This is a genomic window from Streptomyces sp. NPDC025651 (genome assembly GCF_055558735.1).
This window is the reverse complement of record NZ_JBVHLZ010000001.1, coordinates 1,404,516-1,428,845: the sequence shown is the minus strand read 5'-3', so window position 1 is coordinate 1,428,845 and position 24,330 is coordinate 1,404,516. Positions and strand designations below refer to the sequence as shown.

At 70.9% G+C, this 24,330-nt stretch carries 17 protein-coding genes and 1 tRNA gene; 6 read left to right on the top strand and 12 right to left on the bottom strand.

The genetic code is table 11. The annotated features are described in order from the left end of the window. Positions 1-55: 55 nt before the first annotated feature. A complete protein-coding gene (locus ACZ4D5_RS06620; protein WP_362335092.1) occupies positions 56-712 on the bottom strand; it encodes an ANTAR domain-containing response regulator in 657 nt (218 codons plus the stop codon). A gap of 100 nt (positions 713-812) precedes the next feature. Between ACZ4D5_RS06620 and ACZ4D5_RS06615 the strand changes: the two genes are divergently transcribed. The 3 genes from ACZ4D5_RS06615 (at position 813) to ACZ4D5_RS06605 (ending at position 3,820) form a co-directional block, all read left to right on the top strand. Continuing rightward, positions 813-886: transfer RNA gene (locus ACZ4D5_RS06615), tRNA-Leu, on the top strand. A gap of 107 nt (positions 887-993) precedes the next feature. Further along, a complete protein-coding gene (locus ACZ4D5_RS06610; RefSeq protein ID WP_467771211.1) occupies positions 994-1,764 on the top strand; it encodes a helix-turn-helix domain-containing protein in 771 nt (256 codons plus the stop codon). A gap of 115 nt (positions 1,765-1,879) precedes the next feature. Further along, positions 1,880-3,820, top strand: coding sequence for an alkyl/aryl-sulfatase (locus ACZ4D5_RS06605; protein ID WP_467771210.1), 1,941 nt, complete (start codon positions 1,880-1,882; stop codon positions 3,818-3,820). A 17-nt stretch (positions 3,821-3,837) separates the two neighbouring features. Here ACZ4D5_RS06605 and pyk read toward each other — a convergent pair whose 3' ends face one another. Together pyk and ACZ4D5_RS06595 are read right to left on the bottom strand one after the other, a co-directional pair. Then, entirely contained in the window at positions 3,838-5,274 is a 1,437-nt protein-coding gene (gene pyk / locus ACZ4D5_RS06600; RefSeq protein WP_467771209.1) for a pyruvate kinase, read from the bottom strand. Positions 5,275-5,394: 120 nt separating this feature from the next. Continuing rightward, positions 5,395-6,123, bottom strand: coding sequence for an SIMPL domain-containing protein (locus ACZ4D5_RS06595; RefSeq protein ID WP_467771208.1), 729 nt, complete (start codon positions 6,121-6,123; stop codon positions 5,395-5,397). A gap of 140 nt (positions 6,124-6,263) precedes the next feature. On the opposite strand from ACZ4D5_RS06595, the gene ACZ4D5_RS06590 reads away from it, so the two are divergent. Continuing rightward, the gene (locus ACZ4D5_RS06590) at positions 6,264-8,084 is read left to right on the top strand and encodes a bifunctional metallophosphatase/5'-nucleotidase (protein ID WP_467771207.1); all 1,821 of its coding nucleotides are present in this window, start codon (positions 6,264-6,266) and stop codon (positions 8,082-8,084) included. Between the two features lie 10 nt (positions 8,085-8,094). Here the strand turns inward: ACZ4D5_RS06590 and ACZ4D5_RS06585 are convergent, their stop codons facing one another. Next, on the bottom strand, positions 8,095-9,276 hold the full coding sequence (locus ACZ4D5_RS06585; RefSeq protein ID WP_467771206.1) for a GDSL-type esterase/lipase family protein: 1,182 nt from the start codon (positions 9,274-9,276) through the stop codon (positions 8,095-8,097). A gap of 104 nt (positions 9,277-9,380) precedes the next feature. Here ACZ4D5_RS06585 and ACZ4D5_RS06580 point away from each other — a divergent pair, with 104 nt between their 5' ends. Continuing rightward, on the top strand, positions 9,381-9,803 hold the full coding sequence (locus tag ACZ4D5_RS06580; protein WP_467771205.1) for a hypothetical protein: 423 nt from the start codon (positions 9,381-9,383) through the stop codon (positions 9,801-9,803). 29 nt (positions 9,804-9,832) lie between these two features. On the opposite strand, the gene ACZ4D5_RS06575 is transcribed toward ACZ4D5_RS06580, so the two are convergent. The 6 genes from ACZ4D5_RS06575 to ACZ4D5_RS06550 all read right to left on the bottom strand — a co-directional run bounded on the left by ACZ4D5_RS06575 (position 9,833) and on the right by ACZ4D5_RS06550 (position 17,969). Continuing rightward, positions 9,833-11,284: a lysine N(6)-hydroxylase/L-ornithine N(5)-oxygenase family protein gene (locus ACZ4D5_RS06575; protein ID WP_467771204.1), complete on the bottom strand. Its 1,452-nt coding sequence runs from the start codon at positions 11,282-11,284 to the stop codon at positions 9,833-9,835. Further along, positions 11,281-12,666: a pyridoxal phosphate-dependent decarboxylase family protein gene (locus ACZ4D5_RS06570; protein ID WP_467771203.1), complete on the bottom strand. Its 1,386-nt coding sequence runs from the start codon at positions 12,664-12,666 to the stop codon at positions 11,281-11,283. Before ACZ4D5_RS06570 ends, ACZ4D5_RS06575 begins: the two co-directional genes overlap by 4 nt. A 197-nt stretch (positions 12,667-12,863) precedes the next feature. Continuing rightward, positions 12,864-13,730 (bottom strand): NAD(P)H-binding protein, encoded by an 867-nt coding sequence (locus ACZ4D5_RS06565; RefSeq protein WP_467771202.1) that lies wholly within the window; start codon positions 13,728-13,730, stop codon positions 12,864-12,866. A 176-nt stretch (positions 13,731-13,906) separates the two neighbouring features. Further along, a complete protein-coding gene (pepN, locus tag ACZ4D5_RS06560; protein WP_467771201.1) occupies positions 13,907-16,555 on the bottom strand; it encodes an aminopeptidase N in 2,649 nt (882 codons plus the stop codon). Positions 16,556-16,692: 137 nt separating this feature from the next. Beyond that, positions 16,693-17,049, bottom strand: coding sequence for a chorismate mutase (locus ACZ4D5_RS06555; protein WP_467771200.1), 357 nt, complete (start codon positions 17,047-17,049; stop codon positions 16,693-16,695). 11 nt (positions 17,050-17,060) lie between these two features. Further along, positions 17,061-17,969 (bottom strand): helix-turn-helix domain-containing protein, encoded by a 909-nt coding sequence (locus ACZ4D5_RS06550; RefSeq protein ID WP_467771199.1) that lies wholly within the window; start codon positions 17,967-17,969, stop codon positions 17,061-17,063. Between the two features lie 123 nt (positions 17,970-18,092). Between ACZ4D5_RS06550 and ACZ4D5_RS06545 the strand changes: the two genes are divergently transcribed. Beyond that, positions 18,093-19,856, top strand: coding sequence for a glycoside hydrolase family 35 protein (locus ACZ4D5_RS06545; RefSeq protein ID WP_467771198.1), 1,764 nt, complete (start codon positions 18,093-18,095; stop codon positions 19,854-19,856). 194 nt (positions 19,857-20,050) lie between these two features. Here ACZ4D5_RS06545 and ACZ4D5_RS06540 read toward each other — a convergent pair whose 3' ends face one another. Both ACZ4D5_RS06540 and ACZ4D5_RS06535 read right to left on the bottom strand, forming a co-directional pair. Continuing rightward, complete coding sequence (locus ACZ4D5_RS06540) at positions 20,051-23,155, bottom strand: endo-alpha-N-acetylgalactosaminidase family protein (protein ID WP_467771197.1); 3,105 nt, start codon at positions 23,153-23,155, stop codon at positions 20,051-20,053. 205 nt (positions 23,156-23,360) lie between these two features. Beyond that, positions 23,361-24,197 carry a S1 family peptidase gene (locus ACZ4D5_RS06535; protein WP_467771196.1) on the bottom strand — a complete coding sequence of 279 codons (837 nt, stop codon included), beginning with the start codon at positions 24,195-24,197 and terminating at the stop codon, positions 23,361-23,363. Between the last annotated feature and the right edge of the window lie 133 nt (positions 24,198-24,330).

Sequence of the window (24,330 nt, the reverse complement as noted above, 5' to 3'; positions counted from 1 at the left end):
TGAGGAGGCCCGCACCCCGAGCTCGGGGTGCGGGCCTCCTCACACGCTCTGGGCTCTAGCCCTTCGCCGCCTTCTTCTCCTCGGCGTCCTCGATGACGGCCTCGGCGACCTGCTGCATGGACAGGCGCCGGTCCATCGACGTCTTCTGGATCCACCGGAACGCGGCGGGCTCGGTCAGGCCGTACTCGGTCTGGAGGATCGACTTCGCGCGGTCCACCAGCTTCCGGGTCTCCAGGCGCTGGGAGAGGTCGGCGACCTCCTTCTCCAGCGTCTTCAGCTCCGTGAAGCGGGAGACGGCCATCTCGATCGCCGGGACGACGTCGCTCTTGCTGAAGGGCTTCACGAGGTACGCCATCGCGCCCGCGTCACGGGCCCGCTCGACGAGGTCGCGCTGCGAGAAGGCGGTGAGCATGAGGACCGGGGCGATGGACTCCTCGGCGATCTTCTCGGCCGCGGAGATGCCGTCGAGGACGGGCATCTTCACGTCCAGGATCACCAGGTCCGGCTTGTGCTCGCGGGCCAGCTCGACGGCCTTCGCGCCGTCACCGGCCTCGCCGACGACGCTGTACCCCTCTTCCTCGAGCATCTCTTTGAGGTCGAGCCGGATCAGGGCCTCGTCCTCGGCGATGACGACGCGGGTCGTCAGCGGCGGGACGTGCGACTTGTCGTCGTCGGACACGTCGGTGGGCTGGGGCGACTCGGGGGCGGTCACGGGGGCTCCTCGTTCAGGGCAGGGGTACTGCTCCCAAGAGCCTACCTAGCTGCGATATGGTGGGCGGGCAGCGGGTCGAGGCTAACCTTCGATTCGTTGGGCCCTGGTAGCCCAATCGGCAGAGGCGATGGTCTCAAACACCATTCAGTGTGGGTTCAAATCCCACCCAGGGCACTTTTCCTTCGATCCGAAGGCTGTCGACGAAAAGTGGATGTTCCCGTTCTTGTGAATATCCGTCTTTCTCCGCGTGTCGTCACCGGCCATCGAGCACCGTGCCTCACATGTACGACATGGGTACCCGTGCACGGGCATCGGCTCTGGTCGACCAGGGCCGCAGCCTGAACTCAGTCAGCAAGGAGACCGGGATCTCGCGGGCGGCGATCCGGTCCTGGCAGTCACGCATCGAACCGCTGCCTCGCATGCAGCATCAGCCATGCGTCCGGTGTGCCCCTGTCCCCAAGTCACCACCCGACAGTGCGGCTTACTCGTACCTCCTTGGGCTCTATCTCGGCGATGGCTGCATCAGCGCAGGCCTGCGGGCGGGCCACTTCCTTCGCATCGCCTGTGCCAACTCTTGGCCCGGTCTCATCGAGGCCTGCGCCGCAGCCATCGAATCCGTCAATCCCAGCGCAAAGTCCAACCGCGTGCAGGCAGTGGGCTACGTCTCGGTGGTTGGCTACAGTCGGCACTGGCCCTGCCTGTTCCCCCAGCACGGCCCCGGCAAGAAGCACGAGCGCACGATCGCCCTCGAACCCTGGCAGCAGGCGATCGTCGACGCCCACCCGTGGGAGTTCGTCCGCGGCCTCATCCACTCCGACGGCTGCCGCGTCACCAACTGGACGACCCGCGTCGTCGGCGGCGAGCGCAAGCGCAAGCGCTACGAGTATCCGCGGTACTTCTTCACCAACCTCTCGGGCGACATCATCCAGCTCTTCACCGGCACCCTCGACAAGCTCGGCGTCGCCTGGAAGGCGGCCAACCACCGCAACATCTCCATCGCCCGCAAAGCCTCCGTCGCCCTCATGGACACCCACGTAGGCCCCAAGTGCTGAAGCCCCGCCCCACGCAATAGGGCGGATCACTCCTCCGCTCCCCGCACCCTGGGACTCGTCCCAATTCCCCTCCGTTTCCTTGACCCTCCTACGCCCCGCTGCGACGTTCGGCCCCATGACTCCCTTGAACCGTCGCAACTTCGTCGCCGCGGCCGCGGGTGCCGCCGCCGCGGCTGTCGCTCTCAGTCCCGAGACCGCCTCCGCCCTGCCCGCCGGGGAGCAACGCGGCGCCACCGACGAGGGCGAGCTCGACTTCCACGACCGGGACGACTTCGAGGCCGCCGACAAGGGGTTCATCGCTCCGCTCACGCCCGGCGTCATCAAGAACTCCAAGGGGCAGGTCGTCTGGGACGCCGACGCGTACGAGTTCCTGAAGAAGGACGCCCCGAGGACCGCCAGCAAGAGTCTGTGGCGGCAGTCGCAGCTCGTGTCGAAGCAGGGGCTGTACAAGGTCGCCGACCGGATCTATCAGGTCCGTGGGCTCGATCTGTCCAACATGACCCTCGTCGAGGGGGACAGCGGTGTCGTCGTCATCGACCCCCTCATCTCCGCCGAGACCGCCGCCGCCGCGCTCAAGCTCTACCGGAAGCACCGGGGCGACCGGAACGTCACCGGGCTCATCTACACCCATCCCCACGTCGATCACTTCGGCGGCTGCCGTGGTGTCCTTCCGGACGGGGCGCGTGACGGCGTGCCGATCCTCGCCCCCGACGGCTTCATGGAGCACGCCGTCTCCGAGAACGTCTACGCGGGTACGGCGATGCAGCGGCGCTCCGGGTACATGTACGGGGCCCAGCTCCCCAAGTCGGCTGCCGGGCAGATCGGTTGTGGGCTCGGGCAGACCGTGTCGCTGGGGTCCATCGGGCTGATACCGCCCACGAAGGACATCACCGAGACCGGACAGACGGAGACCGTCGACGGGGTGCGGTTCGAGTTCCAGATGACGCCGGGGACCGAGGCCCCTGCCGAGATGAACTTCTTGCTGCCCGAGCTCCGCGCCGTCTGCATGGCCGAGAACGCTACGCACACGATGCACAACATCATCACGTTGCGCGGCGCGCAGGTGCGTGATGCCCGGCAGTGGGCGCATTACCTGAATGAGTCGGTGGCGCTTTTCGACGGGAAGGTCGATGTCGCGTTTGCTTCGCACCATTGGCCGACGTGGGGCGGGGACATCATCGTCGAGCTTCTTGAGCAGCAGCGGGATCTCTATGCGTACATGCATGATCAGACGTTGCGAATGATCAATTCGGGAATGACGGGGCGGGAGATCGCCGAGGAGATCGAGTTGCCGCCCGCGCTCGCCGGGGTGTGGGCGAATCGCGGGTATTACGGGTCGCTGAGCCACAATGTGAAGGGGATCTACCAGCGTTACATGGGTTGGTTCGACGGGAATCCCGCGCATTTGTGGGAGCACCCGCCGGTCGCCGAGGCGAAGCGGTATGTGAGGGCCATGGGTGGGCGTTCGGCGACCATTGCCAAGGCCAGGGGGTTCGTCCGCGACGGTGACCTTCGGTTCGCCGCCACGCTGCTCAATCACGTCGTCTTCGCGGATCCGGAGAACAGGCACGCCAAGTCCGAGCTCGCCGAGGTCTACACGAGGCTGGGCCAGGCGTCGGAGAACGCGGTGTGGCGGAATTTCTATCTCACGGGTGCGCAGGAGTTGCGTGAGGGTGTGCGGGAGTCGCCGGTGTCCGTGGTGAGTGCGGACATGCTGATGGCGTTGGACGTGGACCAGTTGATCGATTCCGTGGCGATACGGATCGAGGGCCCCAAGGCGTGGGATCTGAAGCTGCGGATGGACTGGAGCCTGCCCTCGCTCGGCGGGAGGGTCTGGCATCTGACGTTGCGGCACGGGGTGTTGACGTATCGCAGTGATACGAAGGCCGACCCGAACGCCGGTGTCACGCTGACCATGACCAAGCCGCAGCTGCTCGCGATGCTGGCCGGCAAGGGGCTCGGCGACATCGACGTGAAGGGGGATGTCTCTCTGCTGACCGAGTTGCTCGGCGTGGTGGGGAAGCCCGATCCGAACTTCCCCATCGTGACGCCGTAACTCTGAGTCGCGGCAGGCTACTTGGGGCTGTCGTCCTCGCCGATGTGGTGGATCCGTACGAGGTTCGTGGAGCCGGCGACTCCGGGCGGGGACCCTGCGGTGATCACGACGGTGTCGCCCTTGCGGCAGCGGCCGATCTTCAGGAGCAGTTCGTCGACCTGGTCGACCATGGCGTCGGTGGACTCGACGTGGGGGCCGAGGAAGGTCTCCACGCCCCAGGTCAGGTTGAGCTGGGCGCGGGTGGCGGCGTCCGGGGTGAAGGCGAGCAGGGGGATCGGTGAGCGGTAGCGGGACAGGCGCCGGACCGTGTCGCCGGACTGGGTGAAGGCGACGAGGAACTTGGCGCCGAGGAAGTCGCCCATCTCGGCGGCGGCGCGGGCCACGGCGCCGCCCTGGGTGCGGGGCTTGTTCCGTTCGGTCAGCGGGGGCAGGCCCTTGGCGAGGATGTCCTCCTCGGCCGCTTCCACGATGCGGCCCATGGTGCGGACGGTCTCGATGGGGTACTTGCCGACGCTGGTCTCGCCGGAGAGCATCACGGCGTCCGTGCCGTCGATGACGGCGTTGGCGACGTCGCTGGCCTCGGCCCTGGTGGGGCGGGAGTTGTCGATCATCGAGTCGAGCATCTGGGTGGCGACGATGACCGGCTTGGCGTTGCGCTTGGCGAGTTTGATGGCGCGCTTCTGGACGATCGGGACCTGTTCCAGGGGCATTTCGACGCCGAGGTCGCCGCGGGCGACCATGATGCCGTCGAAGGCGGCGACGATGTCCTCGATGTTCTCGACGGCCTGGGGCTTCTCGACCTTGGCGATGACGGGGAGGCGGCGGCCTTCCTCGTCCATGATGCGGTGGACGTCCTCGATGTCGCGTCCGCTGCGTACGAAGGACAGGGCGATGACGTCGAATCCTGAACGCAGGGCCCAGCGGAGGTCGGCTTCGTCCTTGTCGGAGAGTGCGGGGACGGAGACGGCGACGCCGGGGAGGTTGAGGCCCTTGTTGTCGGAGACCATGCCGCCTTCGATGACGGTGGTGGCGACGCGGGGCCCGTCGACCGCGGTGACCTCCAGGGTCACTTTGCCGTCGTCGACGAGGATGCGCTCGCCGGTGGTGACGTCGTCGGCGAGGCCGTCGTAGGTGGTGCCGCAGACCTGGCGGTCGCCCTGGACGCCCTCTTCGACGGTGATGGTGAACTCGTCGCCCCGTTCAAGGAGTACGGGGCCTTCGCTGAAGCGGCCGAGGCGGATCTTCGGGCCTTGAAGGTCGGCGAGGATGCCGACGCTGCGGCCGGTCTCCTCGGAGGCCTTTCGCACGCGCTGGTAGCGCTCCTCGTGCTCGGCGTAGGTGCCGTGGCTGAGGTTGAAGCGGGCGACGTCCATTCCGGCTTCGACCAGTGCCTTGATCTGGTCGTACGAGTCGGTGGCGGGGCCCAGGGTGCAGACGATTTTCGCTCGGCGCATGTTTCGACCCTAGGCCTTACCCGTCGGTAGAGGATTGGTCGGGCGTGACTACTCAACAACCTTTGCATGAAGGGCTATTGACAAGTGTTGAATTGTGCGGGGCGCCGCTCCGATGAGCGGTCACCGTGCGCCCGAGGCCCCCAAGTCCGGTGGTGTCATGGTGAATCGGGCGTTGACCTGTGCGTAGACGTGCTGGCGCTGGGGTTCGAGGTCGAGGGGTGGTGCGTCCTCGGCGAAGTCCGGCGCTCCGGCGTAGGCGGCGGAGCGCATGCCGCCGGCGGGGCCGCCGTAGCCGTACGCGGGGGTGTTCTCCGCGCCGATGTCGGCGAGTTCGACGAGGGCGGCGAGCGTGGTGCCGAGCGCTTCCGCGTACTCGCGTGCGCGCTGCACGGCCTCGCGGACGGCCTGCTGGCGGGCGTGGCGGTGGACGGGCGAGTCGGGGCGCAGGGCCCACCAGGGCCCCTCGACGCGGGTGAGGTCAAGGTCGGCGAGGCGGGTGGTGAGCTCGCCGAGTGCGGTGAAGTCGGCGAGCTCGGCGGTGATGTGGACGCGGCCGTGGTAGGCGCGGATCTTCTCGCCGCGGCCGTGTTTGGTGAGCTGGGGGCTGATGGAGAAGGTGCCGGTCTCCAGTTTCTCCACGGCCTCTCCGTAGGTCTTGACGAGGTCGAGGGCGGTGGCGTTGCGCCGGGTGAGGTCGGCGAGGGCTTCGCGCCGGTCGGTGCCGCGGGCGCTGACGGTGATGCCGATGCGGGCGATCTCGGGGTCGACCTCGAGGCGGGCCTCGCCGCGGACGGCGACGCGGGGCGCGTCGGGGGTGCCGTAGGGGGTGGGGGTGGGGGTCGTTTCCATGCGGACACTCTGGCATCGCGTGGACGTACCGGACAGTCACCGGATCGAAACCTGCGGGGTCTGTTGCGGATGTGGCTGCCGGGTCAGAATCTACGCGCGCTGTCTACGCGCGTTACTTGGTGCGACCGAGGAGTACAGAAATGCCGCTGAACCGCAGGAAGTTCCTGGGCACGTCCGCCGCCACCGGCGTGGGCGTGGCGCTCACGGGGGCGGCCGTCGCGCCGGCCACCGCCCAGGCGCACGGGAGGCCCGGAGGCTCCGGGAAGCCCGCGAAGCGGAAGAAGCGGTACTCCTTCACCGTGCTCGGCACGACGGACCTGCACGGCAACGTCTTCAACTGGGACTACTTCACGGACAAGGAGTTCGACGACAAGGACCACAACGACGTGGGCCTGGCGAAGATCTCGACCCTCGTGAACCAGGTCCGCGAGGAGAAGGGCCGCGGGAACACCCTCCTGATCGACGCGGGCGACACCATTCAGGGCACCCAGCTCTCGTACTACTACGCCAAGGTCGACCCGATCACCGCCGAGCACGGCCCGGTGCACCCGATGGCGCAGGCGATGAACGCGATCGGGTACGACGCGGCGGCGCTCGGCAACCACGAGTTCAACTACGGCATCCCGGTGCTCAGGAAGTTCGAGGAGCAGTGCGACTTCCCGCTGCTCGGGGCGAACGCGCTGGACGCGAGGACACAGAGGCCCGCCTTCCCGCCGTACTTCATGAAGCGTCTGCGCACCCCGCACGGCCGGGACGTGAAGGTGGCGGTCCTCGGCCTGACCAACCCGGGCATCGCGATCTGGGACAAGGCGAACGTGCAGGGCAAGATGACTTTCCCGGGGCTTGAGGAGCAGGCGGCGAAGTGGGTGCCGAAGCTGCGCTCCATGGGTGCGGACGTCGTCGTCGTGTCGGCGCACTCCGGCTCCAGCGGCACCTCGTCGTACGGCGACCAGCTGCCGTACGTCGAGAACGCGGCGGGTCTGGTGGCCGAGCAGGTGCCGGGCATCGACGCGATCCTGGTGGGGCACGCGCACACGGAGATCCCCGAGTACGTCGTCCAGAACAAGGAGACCGGCAAGAAGGTCGTCCTGTCCGAGCCGCTGAAGTGGGGCCAGCGGCTGACGCTGTTCGACTTCGACCTGGTGTGGGCCAAGGGCCGCTGGACGGTCGAGAAGGTCGGTGCGAAGGTCCTCAACTCCAACACGGCCGAGGAGGACAGGAAGATCACCCGGCTCCTGGCCGACGAGCACAAGAAGGTCGTCGCCTACGTCAACCAGGTCATCGGCACCTCCACGGCCGCGATGAGCACGGCCGAGGGTCCCGTCAAGGACGTACCGATCATCGACCTGATCAACCAGGTGCAGAAGGAGACGGTCGCCGAGGCGCTGAAGGGCGGCGCGTACGCGGCGCTGCCGGTGCTCTCGCAGGCGTCCTGCTTCTCACGCACGGCACGGATCCCCACGGGCGACGTGACGATCAGGGACGCGGCGGGCCTCTACCCCTTCGAGAACACCCTGGAGGCGCGGCTGCTCACGGGCGCGCAGCTCAAGGAGTACCTGGAGTTCTCCGCGCGCTACTACGTACAGACCCCCGCGGGCGGCCCGGTGGACCCGGCGAAGCTGACGAACGCCGACAACACCCCGGACTACAACTACGACGCGGTGCTCGGCCTGACGTACGAGATCGACATCGCGAAGCCCGCCGGGTCGCGCATCGTGAAGCTCGCCTTCGAGGGCAAGGAGATCGACCCGAAGGCCGAGTTCGTCCTCGCGGTGAACAACTACCGGGCGAGCGGCGGCGGGAACTTCCCGCACATCGCGGGCGCCAAGCAGCTGTGGGCCAACTCGGAGGAGATCCGGAACACGATCATCGGCTGGGTGAAGGCGAAGGGGACGATCGACCCGGGCCGGTTCGCGTCGGTGGACTGGAAGCTGACCCGGGACGGCACGCCCGTCTTCTAGAACCTCGGGTTCAGACCTTCAGGGTGGTGAGGTCGACGGCGTCGGCGAGGGCCTGGGCGCCGGCGTCGTTGACGTGCAGGCCGTCGCCGCTGTCGTAGTCGTCGTGGATCCGGTCGGGGTCGGCCGGGTCCGCGACGGCGGCGGCGAGGTCGGCGTAGGCGTCGAAGGGACTGTCGGCGCCGCGGATCCAGTCGTTGACCTCACGGGCCACGGCGACGCCCTCGGGGGTGGAGTAGCCCTCGAAGACCGTGTCCTTGTACGGGCCGACGGTGGTGGCGATCGCGGTGAGCCCGGCCGCGTGGAGGCGCTCCGCGAGGGCGGTGAAGCCCGCGATGAGGTCGGCGGCCGTGGGGCCGGGCGCGGCCTCGGGGTAGGCCTCCTGGCCGGGGATGCCGAGGTCGTTGAGGCCGAAGTGGATCAGTACGTGGGTGACGCCGGGCACGTCGAGGACGTCGCGCTGGAGGCGGGCGAGCGCGTGTTCGCCGATCTCGTCGGTGAGCAGACGATTGGCGGACAGGCCCTGGTTCACCACCCAGCCGGTGCTTCCCGCGGCCCGCAGGCGGTCGTTGAGGAGGTCGGGGAAGCGGCGGTCGGTGTCGGTCGTGGTGCCCGTGCCCTCGAACCAGGAGTCCCCGAAGGCGACCGCGACGGCCGTGCCCGCGGGGGCGAGGACGTCGGCGCCGCTGATGAAGTGGCGTGTGACGAGCTCCTCCAGGCCTTCGGTGCCGTCGAAGGAGGGGGCGGAGAGGGCGTTGCCGGGTATTGCGTAGCCGGTGCGCAGGGGCACGGCGGAGTAGGTGGACAGGCCGGTGTCCTCGGGCAGCCAGAGGCTGACGGCGAGTTCGTCGCCCGCGGCCACGGCGCGCTCGACGGGGTCGGTGACGGCGTCCTCGCCGACCGGGACGGTGAACTCCTCGGCACCGCCGACCCGCAAGGGCGTGTCGCTGCCGGATTCGATGCCGCTGCCTTCGGTGCGGATGGCGAGGCGGGCGCCGCCGATGTGGAGGGGCTCCTTGCCGTAGCGGTTGCTGAGGCGGATGCGGACGGCGCTGCCGCCGCCGTCGAGGCGGATGATCTGACGCAGGGTCTGGGCGGCGAAGCCGCGGAGTTCGAAGAGGTCGATGCTCTCGTGGGGGCTGACGACGGCGGAGCGGAAGGCTGCGGTCCAGGAAGTGGTGGGGTGCGTGTTCATGATCACCCCAACCTTCCCGTTGGGGCGCATATTTCGAGGTGGAGGTCCGTTTTCGGGGAATATTCGTGTGACGTGACGGCAACTGTCGGCGCACCATCGACTTCATGGATGACCAGCTCGTACATCTCAGGGACAGGGCACTGGCGGTGGCGCTCGATGTCGTGCTCCGTGACGTGAGGGCCACGTGCGCCGTGCGGCCGATCGTCCATGAGGAGCGGAACTTCATGCGGCTCGGCGAGGACGTCATCATGCTGTACGCATCCGGCGGCTCGGGGCAGGGCGTCTCCGTCTCCGAGTGGCAGGGGCCCGCCGAGCAGGTGGCGGATCTCGCGGACCAGGTGCAGGGCTGGGCGGTCGAGGAGCTGTGTGCCGCCGGACGGCCCGCGACGTGGCCGGAGTGCCCCACGCACCCCGACTCGCATCCACTGGAGGCCGGGGTGGTGAAGGGCGTCGCCGTGTGGTCGTGCCCGAGGACGCGGCAGGTGGTCGCGCCGGTGGGGGAACTGGCGGGGAGCGGCAGCTCCTGAGAGCTGGGTGCGGCAGCTCCTGAGAGCCCTCAGCTCTTGAGGCGTACGAGATTCCCGCGCTGCTCGCCGATGCGTCCCGCGGCGGTGGCGTGCGGCCCCTCGGGGGCCTGGAGGCCGAAGCTCGTGAACGCGGTGCGCCCCGGCAGGGGGTAAGGAGTCTTGTCCGTCAGGGAGTTGAGGATGCTCGCGCTGCGCCAGGCGGCGAGGCCGAGGTCGGGGGCGCCGACGCCGTGGGTGTGGCGCTCGGCGTTCTGGACGTAGACGTTGCAGCCGGTGCCGGTGATGGACGGGTCGAGGACGAGGCGGTACCGCTCGTCGATGCGGGGCCGGGCGGAGGAGTCCTTGCGGATGTAGGGGTCGAGTCCGGCGAGGAGCTGGTCGAGGGGGCGCTCGCGGTACCCGGTGGCGAGGACCACGGCGTCGGTGGTGAGCCGGGAGCGGGTGCCCTGCTGGAGGTGTTCCAGGTGGAGCTCGACGCGGGTGGTGGCGACGCGGCCCGCGGTGCGCACGGAGACGCCGGGGGTCAGGACGGCGTCGGGCCAGCCGCCGTGCAGGGTGCGGCGGTAGAGCTCGTCGTGGATGGCGGCGATGGTGTCGGCGTCGATGCCCTTGTGGAGCTGCCACTGGTGCGGGACGAGGCCGTCGCGGACGGCTTCGGGCAGGGCGTGGAAGTAGCGGGTGTAGTCGGGCGTGAAGTGCTCCAGGCCGAGCTTGGAGTACTCCATGGGCGCGAAGGCCTCGGTGCGGGCGAGCCAGTGGATCTTCTCGCGTCCGGCGGGGCGTGCGCGCAGCAGGTCGAGGAAGATCTCGGCGCCGGACTGCCCCGAGCCGATGACGGTGATGTGCTCGGCGGAGAGCAGGAGTTCGCGGTGGTCGAGGTAGTCAGCGGAGTGGAAGACCGGGACGGTGGGGGCCTCGGCGAGGGGTTTGAGGGGCTCGGGGACGTAGGGGGCGGTGCCGACGCCGAGGGCCACGTTCCTCGTGTAGGTGCGCCCGAGGGCTTCGGCCTCTCCGTCGGTGTCGAGCTGGGTGAAGTCGACCTCGAACAGGCTGCGTTCGGGGTTCCAGCGGACCGCGTCGATCTGGTGGCCGAAGTGCAGCCCGGAGAGGTTCTCGCTGACCCAGCGGCAGTAGGCGTCGTACTCGGCGCGCTGGATGTGGAAGCGCTCGGCGAAGTAGAAGGGGAAGAGCCGCTCGCGGGTCTTGAGGTAGCTGAGGAAGGACCAGCGGCTCGCGGGGTCGGCGAGGGTCACCAGGTCGGCGAGGAAGGGCACTTGGAGGGTGGCGCCGTCGATGAGGAGTCCGGGGTGCCAGTGGAAGGCGGGTCGCTGTTCGTAGAAGGCGGTGTCGAGTCCGCCGAGGGGCTGGGCGAGTGCGGCCAGCGAGAGGTTGAACGGGCCGATGCCGATGCCGACCAGGTCGCGGGGGTCTTCGGGGGTGGTGAGCGGCTGCGGCTCTGGACGGTCGGGCGTGCCGGTCATCGGGGGGTTGTTCCTTCCACGAGCTTGAGGAGCGCGGCGAGGTCGCCGGGCCGGGTGTGGGGGTTGAGCAGGGTGGCCTTGAGCCAGCGGCGTCCGTCGAGGTCGGCGCGGCCGAGCACGGCGCTCCCGTCGGTGAGCAGCCGCCTTCGCACGTCGGCGATGCGGTCGTCGTCGGCGCCTTCGGGGCGGAACAGGACGGTGCTGATGGGCGGCGTGTCGTACAGCTCGAAGCCGGGGTGCGCCGTGATGAGTCCGGCGAACTCCCGTGCCCGGTCGCAGACTTCGTCGACGAGCGCGCCGAGCCCCGCGCGGCCGAGCGCCTTGAGCGTGACGGCGATCTTGAGTACGTCGGGGCGGCGGGTGGTGCGCAGGGAGCGGCCGAGGAGGTCGGGCAGGCCCGCGTCGGTGTCGTCGTCGGCGTTGAGGTAGTCGGCGCGGTGGCCGAGGGCCCGCAGGTCGCGCGGGTCGCGGACGGCCAGCAGCCCGGCCGCTGCGGGCTGCCAGCCGAGCTTGTGCAGGTCGAGGGTGACGGTGTCGGCGCGCTCGATGCCGCGCAGGAGGTCCTTGCGTACGTCGCTGAAGAGGAGTCCTCCGCCGTACGCGGCGTCGATGTGCAGTCGGGCGCCGTGGGCCGCGCAGAGGTCGGCGATCTCGTCGAGGGGGTCGATGAGTCCGGCGTCGGTGGTGCCGGCGGTGGCGGCGACGAGGAACATGCCGGGCGGCCCACCGAGTTCGGTGAGGGCCTCGTCGAGTGCGGCGGGGTCGAGGGTGCCCGCGGGGGCGGGTACGGCGACCGGTTCGGGCAGGCCGAGGAGCCAGGCGGCGCGGGCGAGGGAGTGGTGGGCGTTCTCGCCGACGAGGAGGCGCACGGGTCCGCGGTCGGCGTGGGCCTCGCGGGCCAGGAGCAGGGCGAGTTGGTTGGACTCGGTGCCGCCGGTGGTGACGAGGGCGTCGCCGCCGTCGTGGATCTCGGCGGCCAGCGCGCGGGTGACGAGCTCCTCGACGACGGACGCGGCGGGCGCCTGGTCCCAGGAGTCCATGGAGGGGTTGAGGGCGGACGCGGCGAGGTCGGCGGCGGCCGCGAGGGCGAGCGGCGGGCAGTGCAGATGGGCGGCGCACAGCGGGTCCGCGGGGTCGGCGGCGCCCTCGGCGACGCTGCGCACGACGGCGCGCAGGGCCGCTTCGGGGCCGAGGCCGCGCTCGGGCAGGACCGGTTCGACGGCGGCCCGTACGCGCCCGGCGACGGCTTCGGGGCCGCCGACGGGCAGCGGGCCCGTGCGCGCGGCCGCCCCCTCGCGCAGGGCGTCGAGCGCGGTCGCGAGCAACGGCCGTAGGGCATCGGGTCCTTGGGCGCCTCCGGCGAGGGGTGGCGGGGTGCTCATGAAGCGTGTCCTTCGGGTGCGCGCGTACAGGGGCACCAGCCTGTACGGCGCGCGGGCGGCGCGCCCGCATACCGGGGCGAACCGAACCCGAAAGTGGTACTGCCGTGCGGAGAAAACGTGTCGGTACGGCGCAGGGTGCTATGCACCCCGCCCCGCGCCCCCACGGGGCAAGGAAGTTGACTTGCCCACGGGGCGCGTCAGGTGCCTTGCTGCAGGGCGCGGAAGTCGTCCTTGTGGTCGCGCGCCCACTCCTCGAAGGTGCGGGCGGGCCGGCCGGTGACGGACTCGACGGTGGTGGTGATCTCCGGCTGCCGGCCGACGAACGCGCCCAGGGACTTGAGGAGTTCGGGCAGTATCGCCGGCGGCACGTGCGGGAACATCTCGGGGGTGACGTCCTCCGGCGGGATCTCGACGAACCGCAGGTCCCTGCCCAGGGCGCGCCCGATGGCCAGGATGCTCTCCTCGGTGGACACGGGTTCGGGCCCGGTCAGGCGGTGGACGGCGCCCTTGTGCCCTTCGTCGAGGAAGGACCGCACGGCGACGGCGGCGATGTCCGCCTCGTGTATCGGGTTGCCCACGTAGCCGCCGAAGGGGCCGCGGACGGTGTCGCCGGCGCGCGTCTGGGGCGCCCACTGAAGGGAGTTGGCGGCGAAGGCCCCGGGGCGCAGGAAGGTCCAGTCGAAGCCCGCGTCGCGCACGGCTCCTTCCAGCGCGGCGTGGACGACGTAGAGCGGGTGGGTCTCGTCGGCGCCGTCCGCGATGATGCTGGAGGAGAGGACGACGACGTGCCGGACGCCGCCCGCGCGGGCCGCCTCGAGGAGCGCCGCGGTGTGTTCGCCGCCCTCGCCGACGGCGTGCAGGTGCAGGAAGAGGCCGGTGGCCCCGGTGAACAGCGGGGCGAGCGAGTCGGGTTCGGACAGGTCGAGGCGGGCGACCTCGGCGCCTTCGGGAAGGCGGGCCCGTGCGGGGTCGCGGGTCAGGGCCCGCACGGGGACGCCCTCGGCGACGAGTTGGTCGACAAGGGCGCTGCCCACGTTGCCGGTGGCACCGGTCACGACGATCACAGGAGGGCTCCTTCTGGTCCTGGTGCGCCAGGTCCCGGTGTCGCGGGTCCTGGCGTTGTGGTTCCTGGTGGCGGCCGGACGGACCGGTGGGCCCGGTCCGGCTCCCGATCGAGCCTAGGCCGGGCCCACCGGTCGACGGATCGTCGTTTGGGACCAGGGGAACCAGGACCGAGGTCCTAGGACCTGCGTCCCTCGCGCACCCTCAACGCCCGTGCGAGGTCGTCGAGTTGGTCGACCAGCTTGCGGCGCAGGGCCGGGGTGGGCCGGGCGTCGTCCAGGCACCGCTCCCCCAGGCGGAGCGTCTCGGAGTCGACGAAGGGCAGCGGGAAGGCGTACCGTCCCGCGGCCTCGGCCATGGCGGGCCCCCTGCGGTCGGCGAGGGCGACGGCGTCCTCGTAGAAGCGCGGGACGTACTCCCGTACGAGATCGGCCTGTTCGGGCTGCCAGAAGCCCTGGGCGGTGGCGGTGAAGAGGTAGTTGGACAGCTCGTCGGAGGCGAACATCGCGTCCCACGCGGCCCGCTTGGCCGCGGCGTCGGGCAGCGCGGCCCGGCAGCGTGCGGCGCCCTCCCTGCCGGTGGCGCTCGGGTCCCGCGCCAGCTCGGCGTCGATGGCGGCCTCGTCGGTCGCGTCGAGGACGGCGAGCCGGGCGAGCAGGCGCCAGCGCAGCTCCGGGTCGAGCTCGGGGCCGCCGGGCACGGTGCCCTCGGCCAGCCACGCCTGGAGCGGTGCCGCCTGGGTGGCGACGTCGATGGCGCAGCGGACCGCGGTCAGGCGCAGGCCGGGGTTCGAGCCGTCCTCGGTGCGGCGGATCAGGTCGCGGCAGAGCTCGCCGAGGGTGGCGAGGGCGGCGGGCCGCTCCTGTGGGGTGGCGTAGCGGTCGGCGATGTGGGCGGTGGCGAAGGTGAGGACGCCCTGGACGATGGCGAGGTCGGTCTCCTCCGGCAGGTGGTCGAGGGCGGCCCGCAGATAGGCGGCCGGGGCGAGTTCGCCGTCGCGGACCATGTCGCGCAGGCTGTTCCACAGGACGGCGCGGGTCAGGGCGTCGGGGACGCCGGACAGGCTCCGCAGGACGGTCTCCTGGGAGACCTCGTCGAGGCGGATCTTGGCGTAGGTGAGGTCCTGGTCGTTGGGGACGATCAGGGCGGGGCGGCCGCCGTCGCGCGGGTGGGCGGCGCCGGTGGTGGGGACGTCCGTCTCGAAGCGCTCGCGCAGGACGAGGGCGGGGCCGCCGGAGAGGTCGCGGTCGTAGACGCCGACGGCGATGCAGTGGGGGCGGCCGCTCTCCTTGCCGGGGCCGCCGTCCTTTCCGGGGGCGCCGTCCTTTCCGGGGGCGCCGTCCTTTCCGGGGGCGCCGTCCTTTCCGGGGGCGCCGTCCTTGCCGGGACCGCTCTCCTCGCCCGGCCCGCCGTCCCGGTCGACGGTGAGGGTCCACTCGCGTCCGGTGTGGGCGACCTTCGGGGTGAGGGTGTCGACGCCCGTGGTGCGCAGCCAGGCCTCGGCCCAGCCGTGCACGTCGCGGTCGGTGGCGTGGGCGAGGGACTCGATGAAGTCGGCGAGGGTGGCGTTGGCGAACTTGTGCCGCGCGAAGTGGGTGTTGATGCCCGCGAGGAAGTCCTTCTCGCCGAGCCAGGCGACGAGCTGGCGCAGGGCGCTCGCGCCCTTGGCGTAGGAGATGCCGTCGAAGTTGAGCATCGCGGACGCGGTGTCGGGCACGGCGTCCGGGTCGGGGGCCACGGGGTGGGTGGAGGGACGCTGGTCGGCGTCGTACCCCCAGGACTTGCGGGCGACGCCGAAGTCGGTCCAGGGGTCCTTGAAGCGGGTGGCTTCGGCGGTGGTCTGGAAGCCCATGTACTCGGCGAAGGACTCGTTCAGCCAGATGTCGTCCCACCACTTGAGGGTGACGAGGTCGCCGAACCACATGTGGGCCATCTCGTGGGCGATGACCATGGCGCGGGTCTGCCGCTCGGTGTCGGTGACGGCGGAGCGGTAGACGAACTCGTCGCGGAAGGTGACGAGTCCGGGGTTCTCCATCGCGCCCGCGTTGAACTCGGGGACGAACGCCTGGTCGTAGGAGTCGAAGGGGTAGGGCTCCTCGAACTTCTCGTGGTAGCGGTCGTAGCACGCGCGCGTGATGTCGAGGATCTCCTCGGCGTCGGCGTCCATGAAGGGCGCGAGCGAGCGCCGGCAGTGGATACCGAAGGGCAGCCCGCGGTGCTCGGTGCGCACGGAGTGCCAGGGGCCGGCGGCGACGGCGACGAGGTAGGTGGAGATCAGCGGGGTGGCGGCGGCCTGCCACCTGCCGTCGCCGACGTGCTCGGTGACGCCGTTGGCGAGGACGGTCCAGCCCTCGGGGGCGGTGACGGTCAGCTCGAAGACGGCCTTCAGGTCGGGCTGGTCGAAGGCGGCGAAGACGCGCTGCACGTCCTCCATGAAGAGCTGCGTGTACGTGTACGTCTCGCCGTCGGTGGGGTCGGTGAAGCGGTGCATGCCCTCGCCGGTGCGCGAGTAGCGCATCGTGGCGTCCACGCGCAGTTCGTGCTCGCCCGCGGTGAGTCCGTCGAGCGTGAGGCGGTTGTCGACGAGACCCGCCGGGGCGGCGAGGTCCAGGGGGCGCCCGTCGAGGGTGACGGAGCGCAGTTCGACGGGCTTGAGCTCGACGAAGGTGGCCCCGTCCGCGCGGGCGCTGAACCGGATGACGGTCCGGGAGCCGAAGGTGTCGCCGGCGGGATCGGCCGCCTGGGTGAGGTCGAGCTCGACCGAGTACCGGTGGACGTCGATGAGCTGGGCTCGGGTCTGCGCTTCGTCGCGCGTCAGTACGGGCATGGGCCCATGCTGCCCGATGCCACCGCCGTCGGTGTAGGACCGGGGTCTCAGGGCCCGCGGCGACCGTGCCCTGTGCCAGGAGGACTTGGCGATCTGCCGGAAGGGCCTGGGATCCGCCAGGAGGACTTGGCGACGCGCTAGGAGGACTTGGCGATCGTCTCGTGGTGGCGGATGACCTCCGCGATGATGAAGTTGAGCAGCTTCTCGGCGAACGCGGGGTCGAGCTTGGCGCTCTCGGCGAGCTCGCGGAGCCGGGCGATCTGGCGGGCCTCGCGGGCCGGGTCGGCGGGCGGCAGGTGGTGGTTGGCCTTGAGGTGGCCGACCTGCTGGGTGCACTTGAAGCGCTCGGCGAGCATGTGGACGACGGCGGCGTCGATGTTGTCGATGCTGTCGCGCAGACGGGACAGCTCGGCGCGCACGGCCTCGTCGGTGGCCGCGTCGGCGGAGGCGCCCGCGCCCGCGCCGTTCTCGTCAGTGGTGTGGCTGGTGGTCATGGGCCACGAGCCTACGTTGCCTGTCCGGTGCCGCCCGCCGCGGATGAGCGCAAAATCGGCGGGTGGTCGGGGTCGGGTATCTGCTGGGACCAGCCGCCGGGTACGGCCCTTCCCTGCTGGTCGCGGAAGCGTACGGGGGCCATGCCCACCCGGCGGGTGAAAAGGCGCGAAAAGTACGCCGGGTCGTCGTAGCCGACGCGGCGGGCGACGGCGGCGACGGGCAGTTCGGTGGCGGCGAGGAGCTCCTTGGCGCGGCCCAGGCGGATGCCGAGGAGGTAGTCCTTGGGGCTGCACCCCGCGCCGCGCCGCACGGCGGTGCGCAGTTCGGCGGGGGTCATGCCGTGCCGTGCCGCGTGCTCGGCGACGGACAGCGGCTGGAAGGCGTCGCGGGCCAGGGCCTGCAGGACGGGGTCGCCGTCGGGGGCGATGTCGGCGCGGGCGCGGCGCAGCGCGACGAGGAGTTCGTGCACGGCGGCGCCCGTCTCGACCTCCAGGAGGGGGTTGCCGCGCCGGGCCGCGCGGGCGATGCGGCCGACGGCGGCGCGGGCGGCCGCCGCGTCGGAGAGCGGCACGACGGGGCGGGCGGGCTCGATGTAGCCGAGTTCGGTGTACGTCGCCGCGGCGGGGCCCGTGAAGTCGACGAAGCACTCGTCCCAGCCGGTGTCCGGGTCGGGCCCGTAGTGGTGGCGCACGCCGGGCGTGAGCCAGATCAGCGCGGGCGCGGTCACCTTCGTACGCCTGCCGTCGGCGCCGCGGAACCAGCCGCCGCCCGCGCTCACGACGACGGCGACGTGGTGGTCGAGGGTGCGCGGGCCCACGGTCGGCAGGAGGCCGTGCTGCAGGCCGACGCCGAGGCAGACGAGCCCCAGCTTGTGGTGGGCCGGGCTGGGAGTGAAATACCGCATCCACGTGTGGTACATCCGCTTCCGCCCCTTTCGTCCGGGCGCGTGCCCGCTCCTTGCGTCCAACCGGGCCCGATCTTTGTCCATGGACCCTGCCGCCCGCCAGAGGTGATCGTGGCCGGACGTGAGCGAGAGGACGCGATGAACGGGTTCAGGGTCGGCGAGGACGATTTCGAGCTGGACGGACGGCCGGTACGGCTGCTGTCCGGAGCGCTGCACTACTTCCGGGTGCACGAGGCGCAGTGGGGCCACCGTCTGGCGATGCTGCGCGCGATGGGGCTCAACTGCGTGGAGACGTACGTCCCGTGGAACCTGCACGAGCCGCGCCCCGGCACGTACCACGACGTCGAGGCGCTCGGCCGGTTCCTGGACGCCGCGCACCAGGCGGGCCTGTGGGCGATCGTCCGGCCGGGCCCCTACATCTGCGCGGAGTGGGAGAACGGCGGCCTCCCGCACTGGCTGACGGGCGCGGTGGGGGCACGCGCGCGGACCCGCGACGAGGAGTACCTGGGCCATGTGAACCGCTGGTTCCACCGGCTGCTCCCGCAGATCGTGGCGCGCCAGCACGGCGGTGGCGGCGGGGGCGCGGACGGCGGCCCGGTGATCATGGTGCAGGTCGAGAACGAGTACGGCAGCTACGGCTCGGACCAGGTGTACCTGCGCCACCTGGCCGACCTGCTGCGCGCCGAGGGCGTGACGGCCCCCCTCGTCACCTCGGACGGCCCCGAGGACCACATGCTGACCGGCGGCTCGATCCCGGGCGTCCTGGCGACGGCCAACTTCGGCTCGGGCGCACGGGACGGCTTCGCCGCGCTCCGCAGGCACCGCCCCAAGGGGCCCTTGATGTGCATGGAGTTCTGGTGCGGCTGGTTCGACCACTGGGGCGCGGACCACGTGGCGCGGGACGCCGACGACGCGGCCGCCGCGCTGCGCGAGATCCTGGAGTGCGGGGCGTCGGTGAACCTGTACATGGCGCACGGCGGGACGAACTTCGCGGGCTGGGCGGGGGCCAACCGGGGCGGGGGCGCGCTGCACGACGGCGAGCTGCAGCCGGACGTCACGTCGTACGACTACGACGCGCCCGTCGACGAGTTCGGCCGCGCCACGGCCAAGTTCTGGGCGTTCAGGGAGGTCCTGGCGCCGTACGCGACCGCGCCGCTCCCCGACCCGCCCCCGCCGCTCCCGTCCCTCGGCACGCCGGTGTCGGCGCCCCTGACGGACTGGTGCTCCCTGGACACGCTCCTGGACGCCCTGGGCACCCCCGAGTCCGAGCACGCGGTGCCGCCCACGTTCGAGGCGCTGGACGTGGACCGGGGCGTGGTCCGCTACTCCCTGACCGTGCCGGGCCCGCGCGAGCCGTACCCGCTGAGCGTGCGGGGCCTTCGGGACCGGGCGGTGGTGTACGTCGACGGCGAACGGGCCGGCGTCCTCACGGAGGGCACCCCCACCCTGCTCGCCCCCGTGGCCGGGCACGCGCGCGTGGAGCTGTGGGTGGAGTCGCTCGGCCGGGTCAACTACGGGCCGCGCACGGGCGAGTCCAAGGGCATCACGGGAGGCGTGCTCCACGAGCGGCAGTACCTGCACGGAGTGCGGGCGCGAGCGCTCCGCCTTGACGCGTTCGACGCACCGTCGGCGGTGCGGGGGGTTCCGGTGACCGGCCCCGGGGAGGGCCGCCCCGGCCTGTACCGAGGCGTCATCGCTCTCGGCTCTCCCGGCGACGCGTCCCTCGAACTCCCGGGCTGGACACGGGGCTTCGTGTGGGTGAACGGCTTCAACCTGGGCCGCTATTGGGCGGTGGGCCCGCAGAGGTCCCTGTTCGTTCCGGGCCCGGTGCTGAGGGAGGGGCCGAACGAGGTGTGGGTGCTGGAGCTGGAGGGGGCCGGGGAACGGGTGGAACTGGGCTGAGGTCCAGCCCCTCTCCTTTCCCCGGCCCCGCCCCTTCCCGAATACTGCGGCTCCGCCGATCGCGCTCCGCGCTTGTGTCTTTCAGCCCCTCCGGCGTTTGAGGAGCGGGGTCTGGGGCGGAGCCCCAGTTTCGGGAAGGGGCGGGCTCGGGGAAGAAATCCCACTCGAACCCAAGCCCGCACCGACACCCGCCCCTACACCTCCGCCACCTCGAACCCGTCCAGCACGAACTCCGCCTTCCCGTCCTCCCCGGTCTTCCGCAGCCCGACCCACGCCTCCCCCTCCGCGGGGGCGGTGAACTCATAGGCGAGCGTCGTGGGCCCCGTGGCCACCGGCAGCTCCTTGCGGTCCAGTTCGCGCGCCGCCGGCTCGTCCACCGCGGTGACCCAGACGTACTGCCCGGCCTTCTCGTTCTCGTACCGGAACGACACCCGATAGCGGCGCCCCGGCACGAAACGCACGCTGTGCGGCACCGTCCGGTACACGAGACCGACGTTCTCACCGCGCGACTTCAGGGAGTTGGAGCCGTCGACGACGTCGTCGATCACCTTGCCGTTCCAGCCCCGCTGCGTGAACGGGGCGTGCCGCTGCGCGATGTGGGTGCGCGGGTCGGTGACGTCCCCCGCGTCGCCCTTCACGAAGGGCCCCCAGCCCTGCGGCACATGCTCGAAGTCCTCGCGGACGACGACACCGCGGGCCGTGGCGGGCCGCTGCCCCGCCACGATCCGCACGTTGTCGAAGCGCACGCGCGCCCGCCCCGCGGCGGCCCGCAGCGTCAGCTCGGCCGTGCCGCCGCCCTCGGGCACGGTGAAGTACGTGAACATGCGCTGGAACCGGGTGCCGTGCTTGCGGTCGGCGGCCACGTAGTTGCCCGCGGTGGACGTCTGCGTGGAGTTGACCGCGGTGACGCCGTCGGCGGTGCGCACCTCCAGGGACGCCTTGCGCCGCTCCCCCGCCTTCTCGCCGACCTCGACCTGCACGGAGGCGACGTACGTCCCTGCCTTCAGGCGGGCGAGCCGCTGCCCGACCGAGGCCGCGCCGCCCGCGCCGATGACCAGCTCGTGGTCGCCGAGCGCGCTGAGCTCCACGGAGGCGGGCCCACTGACCTTCCAGCCCTTGAGCGAGCCGGAGTGGAAGCCGGGGTCGTGCAGCGGGGTGGCCTGCCCCCAGCGCGGGTCGGGCAGCGCGGGGGCGGACTCGCGGTAGACGACGTAGGGCTGTTTCGCCTTGGCGTCCAGGGTGACTTTTCCGCCCACTACGGAGACGTACGACTCGAAGACCCTGCCCTGGTCCGTGAGCCGGTACAGGGCGACCCGGGAGCGGCCCGCCCACGCGCGCGGGAGCCGCCAACTGCTGCTGCCGCCCGCCGGGTTGTAGTGGTACAGCTTGGCCGGATCGGTGGCCTTGCGGGGCTCCCAGGGCAGCAGGTAACGGCCGTCTTCGTAGACGACGCGTCCGTCGGTGGTGATGCGGCGCGTGCCATCGGCGTCGGACACCGCGGTCGACGCGCCGGACCGCGCCTCTCCGAAGAAGGTGATCTCGTGCTCGCCCCATGTCTTGATGGGGTACGCCTGCAGGTACTTGGCGGGCAGCGAGTGGGTCCAGATCAGTTCGTAGAAGGCGTGCCAGTCGGTCTTGCCCACCCAGCCCTCGAAGTTGCCCATGCGGGCGATGCCCAGGAGGGTGGGCCACTTGTCGGCGAAGACGTCCTTCTGGTGGTTGCGCACGAAGCGGATCAGGCGGGAGTTGATGCCGCGCGAGGTGTCGCCGCCGTAGTCGGGTTCGGTGGCCCAGTGCGACCAGATCGCGGAGCGCTCGAAGCCGTGGCCCCACTCCGTGGTGATCGTCCAGCCCTGCTCGCGAAAGGCACGCTGGAGGCGGTCGGAGGTCCAGCCGGACTCCCGGAACACGTCGATGTAGAGGGTGTTCAGGCCCTTGTCGGTCTGCGCGCGCAGGTCGGCGAAGCGCTTGACGATGTCTCCGGAGACCAGGTCGCGGCGCTGGTCGATGCGGTAGCTCTGGTCGAGCCAGTCCCACTGCTCGTCGGTCTTGTCGACGAGCTTCTCGGAGAAGGCGTTCGCCACGGGGTAGGACTCGGTGGCGTTGACGTGCACGCTGAAGTCGCTGTTCCACTTCTTGCCCTCGCGGACCAGGGTGTTGAGGTCCGCGAGGCCGCCCGCGCGCTCGTTGTAGTTGTCCGCGTAGTCCGGGTGGGCGGAGTCGTGGCCCTCGGACTGGTAGCCCTTGAGGAGTGTGTACTGGCGCAGTCCGTCGGTCGCCAGGTGGATCCGCTTGACGTCGTCGAGGGTGGCGAGGAACGGATTGGTGGCCTGTGAGGCGAAGTTGAAGGGGATGTGCGGGACGACCCGCAGATGCTGCTCGTCGGCGCCGAGCGGGGTCACCATGATGTCGCGGAGGGCGATCGCCGCGTCCTGCCAGTCGACCTTGCCGTCGCCGTTCCTGTCCCCCGTGATGACGACAGTCGCGTACGGGAGGGGTTCGGTGGCGTCGACGGGTGCGGTCGCCGCGCGGTGCGTCCACTGCCCCGGCGCCAACCTGGCCTCTACGTAGTCACCGATTCTCACCGTCTCGCGCCACAGGCGGCCGTTCTCCCACGTCGTGCCCGCCTCACTGGTCGGCTTGTCGTAGACGGTGTTCGTCTCGATCGCGCCACCCAGCGCGTCGTGCGCGACGACGGCGTACGCGCAGCCGGTCGCCTTCTCCGCGGGCGTGTCCTTCGTCGGCCGGACGAGGGTGTCGCCGCTCTTGGCCTTGTCCAGCTGGATCTTGGCGGCGAGGAGTGCGGCGCCGGGCTGGTCGCTGCGCACGGAGAGCAGGGCGAGGCCGGGGATGCGTAGGGTGCCCACCCGCAGCGCGTCCGTGTCCGCGATCTTCGTGACGCGCCAGTGGACCTTTCGGCCCTCGACCGCGATCTCGACGTCGATCCGGGTGCCGCCCTCGAAGGCGAGTACGTACGCGATGCGGGACCTGCCCGGCGACGCGGTGACCTTCGGGGTGTGCTCGGCCTCGTCGACGAGGACCGTGGTGACGGCGTCGCCGCGGCCGTGCAGCACGGCGCCGCTCCCGCGGTCCGTGTACGAGACGACGCGCGGGAAGGCGGTGGCGACGCGCACGTCCAGGTCGGCCGAGCGCAGGACCACCTCGTCCGCCGGGCGCGCACCGGGCACGGGCGCGGCGAACGCGCTGCCGCCCCCGCCCACGGCGACTCCGATCCCGGCGATCGCTCCCGTCGCGACCACGGCTCTGCGGCTCGGTCCTGACGTCTCTGACGGCGGCATGGGGCACCCCTCCGTGGGACTGGATTCGTGCGGATCACGATGCGGCGGGCGGTGCCGGTGCGCCCATGGACAAAGGAGGGACAGGTGTTGGACTTACCGAGGGGCGCGGCCGGTTCCGGTTCGGGAACACGACGACGCGGGGCGCCCGCAGGAAGCGGACGCCCCGCGCCGGGGTCGTTCAGGTGCTCGGGTCAGGCGGGTGCGGTCAGAGCTCCGACGCCGCCTTCTCTATGTCGGCCGCGAAGGTCGACACCTCGGTGTAGACGCCGGGGAACTTCGGCCGCGCACAGCCGTTGCCCCAGCTGACGATGCCGACCTGGATGTACTCGCCGGCCTCGTCCTTGCGGAACATCGGGCCACCGGAGTCGCCCTGGCAGGTGTCCGTGCCGCCCTCGGCGAGCTTGCCCGCGCAGAGCTCCTCGCCGGGCGTGAGGTCGGCGCCGTACGCGGCCTCGCAGTCGGCGTCGCTCACGAACGGGACGGTCGCCTTCAGGAGGTGGCGCTGCTGCTCGCCGCCCTCCTTGTCGGCACCCCAGCCCGCGATGGTGAAGTCGCCCTCGTTGTACTTGGTGTCCTTGGCGATCTTCAGCGTGGGCTGGTCGATCGGCTTCTCGAGCTTGATGAGCGCCCAGTCCTTGCCCTTGCCGTTGTAGCCGGGGGCCTGGAGGACCTTGGTGGACTTCACGGTGATCGCGTCGGGGCTCTCGAGGTCCACGACACCACCGGTGGCGGTGATGCTGGTGTTGTCACCGGAGCCGTCCACGCAGTGGGCGGCGGTCAGCACGACGTCCTTGGCGTACAGAGCGCCGCCACAGCCCATCGAAAGACGGACCATGAACGGGAATTCGCCCTGCTCGGCGGGGGTGCCGCCGACGACGCGCTCGCTCGGCGGGGTCGGCTTCGCGGCCGCCTGGGCGGCCACGGGCTGAAGGCTGATGGCGGCGAGCCCGATCACACCGAGGGTGGCGGCTCTCTTCACTCCACGCAGCTTGGTCTTCAACTGACTTCCCTTCGTGGGGGGTTCGTGGGGGGTCGCACGCATGACGGGCCCTTGCCGTCCCCACCGGGTGCGTGGATGGCATGAGCCCGCCAAAGCGTTGTTGCGGATTATGGAGATCGGTGTCCGCTCAGGACAAGGGGCGGTTTCCGGCCATGGCGTGTCGCGCGGTCCCGCC

What these genes read in the sequence shown, in the direction of transcription:
- ACZ4D5_RS06610 (WP_467771211.1), top strand. Translation starts at nt 994, where the DNA reads ATGTACGACATGGGTACCCGTGCACGGGCATCGGCTCTGGTCGACCAG.
- ACZ4D5_RS06605 (WP_467771210.1), top strand. Translation starts at nt 1,880, where the DNA reads ATGACTCCCTTGAACCGTCGCAACTTCGTCGCCGCGGCCGCGGGTGCC.
- pyk (WP_467771209.1), bottom strand. Translation starts at nt 5,274, where the DNA reads ATGCGCCGAGCGAAAATCGTCTGCACCCTGGGCCCCGCCACCGACTCG.
- ACZ4D5_RS06595 (WP_467771208.1), bottom strand. Translation starts at nt 6,123, where the DNA reads ATGGAAACGACCCCCACCCCCACCCCCTACGGCACCCCCGACGCGCCC.
- ACZ4D5_RS06590 (WP_467771207.1), top strand. Translation starts at nt 6,264, where the DNA reads ATGCCGCTGAACCGCAGGAAGTTCCTGGGCACGTCCGCCGCCACCGGC.
- ACZ4D5_RS06585 (WP_467771206.1), bottom strand. Translation starts at nt 9,276, where the DNA reads ATGAACACGCACCCCACCACTTCCTGGACCGCAGCCTTCCGCTCCGCC.
- ACZ4D5_RS06580 (WP_467771205.1), top strand. Translation starts at nt 9,381, where the DNA reads ATGGATGACCAGCTCGTACATCTCAGGGACAGGGCACTGGCGGTGGCG.
- ACZ4D5_RS06575 (WP_467771204.1), bottom strand. Translation starts at nt 11,284, where the DNA reads ATGACCGGCACGCCCGACCGTCCAGAGCCGCAGCCGCTCACCACCCCC.
- ACZ4D5_RS06570 (WP_467771203.1), bottom strand. Translation starts at nt 12,666, where the DNA reads ATGAGCACCCCGCCACCCCTCGCCGGAGGCGCCCAAGGACCCGATGCC.
- pepN (WP_467771201.1), bottom strand. Translation starts at nt 16,555, where the DNA reads ATGCCCGTACTGACGCGCGACGAAGCGCAGACCCGAGCCCAGCTCATC.
- ACZ4D5_RS06555 (WP_467771200.1), bottom strand. Translation starts at nt 17,049, where the DNA reads ATGACCACCAGCCACACCACTGACGAGAACGGCGCGGGCGCGGGCGCC.
- ACZ4D5_RS06550 (WP_467771199.1), bottom strand. Translation starts at nt 17,969, where the DNA reads ATGTACCACACGTGGATGCGGTATTTCACTCCCAGCCCGGCCCACCAC.
- ACZ4D5_RS06545 (WP_467771198.1), top strand. Translation starts at nt 18,093, where the DNA reads ATGAACGGGTTCAGGGTCGGCGAGGACGATTTCGAGCTGGACGGACGG.
- ACZ4D5_RS06540 (WP_467771197.1), bottom strand. Translation starts at nt 23,155, where the DNA reads ATGCCGCCGTCAGAGACGTCAGGACCGAGCCGCAGAGCCGTGGTCGCG.
- ACZ4D5_RS06535 (WP_467771196.1), bottom strand. Translation starts at nt 24,197, where the DNA reads ATGCGTGCGACCCCCCACGAACCCCCCACGAAGGGAAGTCAGTTGAAG.